This window comes from Aminobacter sp. MET-1 (assembly GCF_026521175.1).
Lineage (GTDB): Bacteria > Pseudomonadota > Alphaproteobacteria > Rhizobiales > Rhizobiaceae > Aminobacter.
This window is the reverse complement of sequence record NZ_JAMSHL010000014.1, coordinates 153165-160139: the sequence shown is the minus strand read 5'-3', so window position 1 is coordinate 160139 and position 6975 is coordinate 153165. Positions and strand designations below refer to the sequence as shown.

The 6975-nt window shown below is 65.9% G+C and carries 8 protein-coding genes and 1 tRNA gene; 1 reads left to right on the top strand and 8 read right to left on the bottom strand.

Annotated features, from left to right (window positions below):
- The first annotated feature begins 1 nt into the window (after position 1).
- A tRNA-Gln gene (locus NDO48_RS19660) sits at positions 2–76 on the top strand.
- Between the two features lie 376 nt (positions 77–452).
- Here NDO48_RS19660 and NDO48_RS19655 read toward each other — a convergent pair.
- From NDO48_RS19655 to ureE, 8 genes are all read right to left on the bottom strand, one after another.
- Entirely contained in the window at positions 453–1085 is a 633-nt protein-coding gene (locus tag NDO48_RS19655) for an XRE family transcriptional regulator (protein WP_318762264.1), read from the bottom strand.
- Positions 1086–1233: 148 nt separating this feature from the next.
- The gene (locus tag NDO48_RS19650) at positions 1234–1836 is read right to left on the bottom strand and encodes a HupE/UreJ family protein (protein WP_263007815.1); all 603 of its coding nucleotides are present in this window, start codon (positions 1834–1836) and stop codon (positions 1234–1236) included.
- Between the two features lie 39 nt (positions 1837–1875).
- Entirely contained in the window at positions 1876–2754 is an 879-nt protein-coding gene (locus NDO48_RS19645) for an urease accessory protein UreD (RefSeq protein WP_263007816.1), read from the bottom strand.
- Positions 2751–3398, bottom strand: a complete 648-nt coding sequence (gene ureG, locus NDO48_RS19640; RefSeq protein ID WP_263007817.1) for an urease accessory protein UreG — start codon at positions 3396–3398, stop codon at positions 2751–2753. Before ureG ends, NDO48_RS19645 begins: the two co-directional genes overlap by 4 nt.
- 4 nt (positions 3399–3402) lie before the next feature.
- Positions 3403–5115, bottom strand: coding sequence for an urease subunit alpha (gene ureC, locus NDO48_RS19635; RefSeq protein ID WP_267322175.1), 1713 nt, complete (start codon positions 5113–5115; stop codon positions 3403–3405).
- Positions 5116–5129: 14 nt separating this feature from the next.
- Positions 5130–5825 carry an urease subunit beta gene (locus NDO48_RS19630; protein ID WP_263007822.1) on the bottom strand — a complete coding sequence of 232 codons (696 nt, stop codon included), beginning with the start codon at positions 5823–5825 and terminating at the stop codon, positions 5130–5132.
- 15 nt (positions 5826–5840) lie between these two features.
- Positions 5841–6524: an urease accessory protein UreF gene (locus NDO48_RS19625; RefSeq protein WP_263007823.1), complete on the bottom strand. Its 684-nt coding sequence runs from the start codon at positions 6522–6524 to the stop codon at positions 5841–5843.
- The gene (gene ureE / locus NDO48_RS19620) at positions 6521–6973 is read right to left on the bottom strand and encodes an urease accessory protein UreE (protein WP_263007824.1); all 453 of its coding nucleotides are present in this window, start codon (positions 6971–6973) and stop codon (positions 6521–6523) included. The genes NDO48_RS19625 and ureE overlap by 4 nt, the downstream gene beginning before the upstream one ends.
- Between the last annotated feature and the right edge of the window lie 2 nt (positions 6974–6975).

The following is a 6975-nucleotide window of genomic DNA, read 5'->3' as shown; positions in this document are numbered from 1 at the left end:
TTGGGGCGTCGCCAAGCGGTAAGGCATCGGTTTTTGGTACCGACATTCCCAGGTTCGAATCCTGGCGCCCCAGCCACTGCATTCGCAAGCCATTGAGACCATTCATGGATTTCTGGCGAAGACAATCTAAGATAGGCAAGAATTCCGGGGAGCCCTCTCGGCCCGGATGATGCCTATCGCCTGGCTCGGCCACGGACAGCGTTCCGATGGCCATCCAACACGATCTCGGCCATCAGAATGCGGCCTAATTCTGGCTCTTCGCGCCCTTGAGCTATTTAAATAACTATATGATTTTGTTACCTAGTTTCAGAATTTTTCTTGCCAATTCCGCATTCCGGCGCGGTGATCAGGATAGGAGACATCCAGATGCGCGCACTGTCCCAGGACCTAAGAGTCCTCGCTGGCAATGCCGCTGAACGGATGGCCGCCACCTTGGCGCCAGGCATCCCTCGTCAATCCTCTCCGCCCTGCGGGTAGGCGATGATCGACAGGAAGCGGATCGGCAGCCGGGCCAGTCGCTCCGGGCCGTGCGGGGTGTCGGCTTCGAAGAACAGGCTGTCGCCGGGGGTCATATGGTAGAGGTTCGTGCCGTGCCGGTAGGTGATCTCGCCTTCGAGCAGGTAGAGAAACTCCATCCCCGGGTGCTGGAACAGCGGGAAGGTGTCGGTGTCGCTGGCCAGGGTGATGAGGTAGGGCTCGACCGACACCGTGCTGGAACCGGATCCGATATAGCCGAGGAGGTTGTATTGATGGCCCGCCCGGGTGCCGCGCCGCTCGACCCCGACGCCTGCGCCCGCCTTGACGAACACCGCGCTGCGCTCTTCCTCGAAGCTCCTGAGCAGCGCGGTCATCGGCACGCCGAGCGCCTGGGACAGCGCCTGCAATGTGGTCAGCGACGCCGAGATGACGCCGTTCTCGATCTTCGACATCATGCCGACCGAGATGTTTGCGGCGCCCGCAAGCTCGCTGGCCGTCATGCCATGGCGTTTGCGACAGGCCCGCACCTCCCGGCCGATCGCCGCCTGCAGCCCGTTCTCCCCAGGCGCGCGAACGGCGTGCGGGTCCTGCTGCAGCGGAACCGACACGACTTTCCTGCCGGCGACAGCCCCGCCCCGAAGGAACCCCACGGAGCGGGTCTGATGTAAAGGGGCTGAAGTACTCATCCAGGCACCTCATGCTGTTGGGCATATGCATGCTGCTGCGCTCGCGGAGCAGCAGATGGCTTCATCGGTCTCAGACGAGACCGGTCACCACGCCGACACCGGCGACGGCTGCCACTGCGCCGAGCGAACGAACAAAAAGCGCCCCCCTCGCCCCGCTCCTGCCATCGAGCAGCAAGCCGAAGCCAAGGCCCGCCGCATGCAGCATCGCGGTCGCCAGCACAAAGCCCAGGCCATAGGCCAGGCCGCTGACGCTCTCCGGCATCTCGGCGCCGTGGGCATAGCCGTGGAAGACCGCAAAGAAGCCGACCAGCGCCATGGCGGCCGCCACTCCGGCGCGCAGGTTGAAGGCGACAACGCCGCCGAGAACGACGATGGACAGGCCGATGCCGAGCTCGACGAAAGGCACGGCAATGCCGGCCAGGCCAAGTGCGCCGCCCAGCACCATCACCGATACGAAACTCGCCGGCACCAGCCAGCGGGCCCGGCCGGCCAGTTGCGACGCAAACAGGCCGACCATGACCATGGCAAGGACGTGGTCGAGCCCGCCCAGCGGATGGACAAAGCCATGGGTAAAGCCCTCGACATGGCCGAGGCCGGTATGGGCGTTGGCGAGGCTGGGCGCCAGGGCGAAGGCGGCCAGCGCGGCGGACCTGGCGAGAGACTTGCTGTTCATGATCGGCTTTCCTTCACGGTTGCGATGTGAGTGCGATTGTCATTTGCGTCGTGGCACGGGCCGGATGCCGAAGGCCGCGGCCACGGCGAGCTCGAAAAGGCTTTCGCCCATGCTGCGGGCGGCGATCGCATCGGCCGCCAGGCAGCGCAGGCCAAAGCCCGCCCCATTGGCAAGTGTGCTCACCCCTAAGATCGCCGAGGCCATGTCGTTCAGCGCCACAAGCGCTTCGGCCGTCGGAAGCCGGGTGGGATCGCCCAGCAGCATGAAGTTGGACACGACCTTCCAGCCGCCGATGGGCGAAGCCGGCCCTGCGAGATGCGCGCCGCTGACTTCGAGATTGTCCCGCACGAGCAGCCGGCCCGCGGCGTCGCGGATCGAGACATCGGAGCCAAGCCGGTCGAAGCAACGCAAGCGCCCCTCCGGATCGTGGCAGGTAAAGGCATCGGACAGTAGCAGTACGGCGCCGGGTGCGAGCCTGGCCCGCACTGTGCTTGAACTGGATGCGCCGGGAAACAGCACCAGCGGATCGGGCGTCAAGGCCAGGAACGCGTGCTCTTCCAGGACAATCTCGGTCTCCTGGTGCGCCGGCTGGCCGTGGCAATCATGCACCACGGTTGCCGCCTGGGTGGTGACATGGGCTGCCGCACCGGCGCCGAGCTCGTAGCGGCTCGTCAGCCTGTCGTCGCGATAGAGGCCCCCCGAGGAGGATTGCTGATAGACCGTCAGCAGCGACGGAATGGCCCTATCGAGCGCGAACGGCCGTGTCATGTGGAACGGGTAGCACACGAACTGGCGGCCCAGATGGGTGCGCGGCCCATGACGGGAGAAGGCGAGCTCGAAACGGCCACAGCGTGCCTCGGCCTGGCGCGGCTGTACCAGGACGTGAGCGGTACGCGGTTGGGGCCAATGGCTCGTCATCTGAACAACACGTCCGAGACGATGCGGTCGGCAATCGCGTCGACCCCGTCATTGCTGCGGCAATTGGTGAGCGCCATCGGCCGGCCAGCCCGCGCGGTGGCGGCTTGCGCTGCCATCGACGCGAGATCGACGCCGACATGGGGGGCGAGATCGGTCTTGTTGACCACCAGCAGGTCGCATTTGAGGACGCCGGGGCCCTTCTTGCGCGGAATGTCGTCGCCGCCGGCAACGTCGATGACGAACATCCACCAGTCGACAAGATCGAGCGAGAAGGTCGAGGCGAGATTGTCGCCGCCGCTCTCGATGAGGATCAGCTCGACATCGGGAAACAGCACTTCCAGATCGTCGGCGGCGGCGATGTTGAGCGTCGGATCCTCGCGGATGACGGTGTGCGGACAGGCGCCCGCCTCGACGGCTGCGACACGCGCCGGATCGATCAGGCCGGAGCGCCGAATGCGTTCGGCATCCTCGGCCGTCACCAGATCGTTGGTGACGATCGCCAGCGACACGCCGCGCTCGGCAAAGGCCGGGATCAGCCGTTCGATCAGTGCCGTCTTGCCGGAACCGACGGGTCCGCCGATGCCGATGCGGGCAGCCCCGACGCGCGAGGCCGACGGTGCAAAGGAAGAAGTCCTGACGTCCATGATATCACCTCAGCATGTAGCGTTGGGTCAGCGGCAGCTCATGCGCCGGCTCGCAGGTGGCCAATTCGCCATCGACAAAGACATCGAAGGTCTGCGGATCGACGCGGATGTTGGGGCAGGCATCGTTGTGCAGCATGTCCTTCTTCGTGAGGCCGCGATTGCCGCGCGAGGGCAGCAGCGCCTTCTTCAGATCGAGCGTCGCGGCAAGGCCCCGGTCGATGGCGAGCGGATTTACGAAGCAGGCCGAGAGCGCCTGCTTGGCGCGTCCGAAGGCGCCCCATTGCGGGCGCAGCAACAGCGGCTCGCAGGTCATCAGCGACGCGGCGCTGTCGCCCATGGCACCCCAGGCGATGAAGCCGCCCTTGATGACGAGCTCTGGCTTGATGCCGAAGAAAGCCGGCCGCCAGATCACGATGTCGGCCATCTTGCCGTCTTCGAGCGAACCGACATGCGCGGCGATGCCGAAGGTGCGGGCTGCATTGATGGTGTATTTGGCGACGTAGCGCTTGATGCGTTCGTTGTCGCCGAAGCGCGTCGCCTCCTCTGGCAGGCGGCCGCGCTGCTTCTTCATCTTGTCGGCGAGTTGCCAGGTGCGGCAGATCACCTCGTTGATGCGGCCCATGCCCTGGCTGTCGGAGCCGAGCATTGAGATCGCGCCGATATCGTGCAGGATATCCTCGGCGGCGATGGTCTGGGCGCGGATGCGGCTTTCGGCAAAGGCGACATCCTCGGGAATGGCCGGGTTGAGGTGATGGCAGACCATCGTCATGTCGAGGTGTTCGTCGAAGGTGTTGACGGTGTAGGGATTGGTCGGGTTGGTCGAGGACGGCAGGCACCACGGCACGCCGGCGACGCTGATGATGTCCGGGGCGTGGCCGCCGCCGGCACCTTCGGTGTGGTACATGTGGATGGTGCGACCGTTGATGGCGGCGAGCGTGTCCTCGAGGAAGCCGGATTCGTTCAGCGTGTCGGTATGGATCTGGACCGGGAAATCGAGCTGGTCGGCCACCGTCAGGCAGGTGTCGATCGAGGCCGGCATGGTGCCCCAGTCCTCGTGCAGCTTGAGGCCAAGGCAACCGGTCTCGATCTGCTCGACCAGCGAGGCCGGCTTGTGCGAATTGCCGCGGCCGAGAAAGCCGAAATTGATCGGCCATTCTTCCGCCGCCTGAAGCATCTTGCCGACATTGAACGGGCCGCCGCAATCGATGCCGACGGTGATCGGCCCGAGCGAACCGCCGAGCATGGTGGTGATGCCCGAGGCAATGGCATGCTCGCACAATTGCGCGCTGTCGAAATGGACATGCACGTCGAGCGCGCCGGCGGTGGCGATCAGGCCCTCGCAGTCGCGCACCGTGGTTGCCGCGGAGACGATCAGGCGCGGATCGACACCGTCCATGATCGCCGGATTGCCGGCCTTGCCGATGCCGACGATCTTGCCGTCCCTGATCCCGAGATCGCCCTTGACGATGCCGACCACGGCATCGATCACGGTGACATTGCACAACAGGAAGTCGAGCGCGCCCTCGGCACTGGTGACGCCGGCGGCAAGGCCGGCTCCGTCGCGCAAGGTCTTGCCGCCGCCATGCAGGCATTCGTCGCCATAGACGGCGAAATCCTTCTCGACGACGGCGACGAGCGAGGTGTCGCCGAGGCGAAAGCCGTCGCCGGTGGTCGGGCCATACATTGCCGCATAGTCGCGGCGTGACAGTGTTGCCATGGTCGTTCCTCCCCTCAGGCGCCGCGGAAGCCGCGGGCGCGGGCGTTATCAAGGGCAGCGGCCTTGACCGCCGCATCGTCGGCCGAGCCGTTCGACAGCCCGTTGAGGCCGGAGAGCTGTTGCTGCCCGCCGAAAGTGGTGAGCGGCACGTCCTTCTCCTGCCCCGGCTCGAAACGCACCGCCGTGCCCGCGGCAATGTCGAGCCGCATGCCGAAGGCAGCCGCGCGGTCGAAGTCGAGCGCCTTGTTGACCTCGAAGAAGTGGTAGTGGCTGCCGATCTGCACCGGACGGTCGCCGGTGTTGACCACCTTCAGCGTCAGCTTGCGGCGGCCGGCATTCAGCTCGATCTCGCCGTCTTCGGTGATGATCGCGCCGGGTTCGAGATCGTCGGCAACGGCACCGGCTGCCGGCCGCAGCGGCTCATGCACGGTGACCAGCTTGGTGCCGTCGCGGAACGTCGCCTCGATCTGCAACATCGGCAACATCGCCGCCACCCCTGGCATGACGTCGGCCTGGGTCAAGATGGCGGAGCCGAACGACATCATCTCGGCGACCGAGCGCCCTTCCCTGGCGCCTTCGAGAATCTCGTCGGAGATGATCGCGACGGCTTCGGGGTAGTTGAGCGACAAGCCTTTGGCCCGGCGTTTGCGCGCAAGTTCGGCCGCCGTGTAGATGGTCAGGCGTTCAAGTTCGGTCGGGGTAAGCAACATGGCGTGCGCTCCTCATCAATTGGAAAACAGGCGCTGGCCGGACGTGCCGTGCATGGCGACTGCGATCTCGCAAAGCGGCGTGAACGAACGCAGCGCCTCGCCATCCGCGACCGGCCTGCAGGCCGCGGCTTCGATCGCGGGTAGTGCCCGGGCCATCGAAGCCTGCGCGTCGATGGCCCCGATCAGGCCGAGCCGCACCGCAGCCGTCGCCAGCGAGGCGACCATCTGGTAGCCGCCGATCGCAACGGCCGTCGCCTCGTCGAGGCCAAGCGCCTGCCACACAAGGCCCTGGACGACGGCGAGGTGGCCGCAGGCGCTGCCATAACGGACCATTCCGCGATAGGCAGTCGCCCCCTTGGTTCCCAGGCGCCCATGGGTGGTCAGGAGGGCCGTGCCGTTGCGGCGCGAGCCCGACCGCAGCCCCTCCACGAAGGTCGAGGCCTCGACCTCGCGGTCCAGTTCGGCAAGCGCGTCGAGATCGCCGGCAAGCCGATACGCCCGCACCAGCGCGACACGGTCCGCATCGGCCCAGCGGTGGCGGATCTGGGTGTCGACGAAATCGGCGAATTCGAACACGCCCAACCGGTCGGCCAGCGATGACGATGCCTCGAGCCCTTGCGAAAAGGCAAAGCCGCCTGATGGGAATTGCCCGTCGGCATGCTGCAGGGCGACGAGCAGGTTCGTTGCGGAAAGGCTCATTCGGCCTCCTCGCTCAGCTTGACCCGACCGCCGGAAATCAACGGCTCGATGCGCGCGGCATAGGCCGAGGCGGGCCCGTCCTGCGCCACCAGAAGATCCTCACCGTCGAAACGCACCCGCCAGTGGAGATTGCCGGCGTGATAGCCGAGTTCCAGCGCATCGCTGGCCGAGTGCGGCGTGATCCTCAGCCAGCGCTGCTCGCCGGCCCTGACTATCACCGCGCGATGGTCGTCGAGCACAAGCACGGCACCATCGTGCAGCTTCTGGTCGCGCGGCAAGGTGATCGCCACCTCCTCGCCCTTGTCCGTCCGCGCCATCAGCCGCCGCCGGTCGAGATCGCCGGCCGCAACCGTCACGAACTCGACCGCATGGTGATGTTCGAGATGGTGGATGGCCTCGTGCAAGCCCGGATCGCTTCGGCTGCCTACAACGCTTTCAACTCGCAGCATCT

What these genes read in the sequence shown, in the direction of transcription:
- NDO48_RS19650 (WP_263007815.1), bottom strand. Translation starts at nt 1,836, where the DNA reads ATGAACAGCAAGTCTCTCGCCAGGTCCGCCGCGCTGGCCGCCTTCGCC.
- NDO48_RS19645 (WP_263007816.1), bottom strand. Translation starts at nt 2,754, where the DNA reads ATGACGAGCCATTGGCCCCAACCGCGTACCGCTCACGTCCTGGTACAG.
- ureG (WP_263007817.1), bottom strand. Translation starts at nt 3,398, where the DNA reads ATGGACGTCAGGACTTCTTCCTTTGCACCGTCGGCCTCGCGCGTCGGG.
- ureC (WP_267322175.1), bottom strand. Translation starts at nt 5,115, where the DNA reads ATGGCAACACTGTCACGCCGCGACTATGCGGCAATGTATGGCCCGACC.
- NDO48_RS19630 (WP_263007822.1), bottom strand. Translation starts at nt 5,825, where the DNA reads ATGTTGCTTACCCCGACCGAACTTGAACGCCTGACCATCTACACGGCG.
- NDO48_RS19625 (WP_263007823.1), bottom strand. Translation starts at nt 6,524, where the DNA reads ATGAGCCTTTCCGCAACGAACCTGCTCGTCGCCCTGCAGCATGCCGAC.
- ureE (WP_263007824.1), bottom strand. Translation starts at nt 6,973, where the DNA reads ATGCTGCGAGTTGAAAGCGTTGTAGGCAGCCGAAGCGATCCGGGCTTG.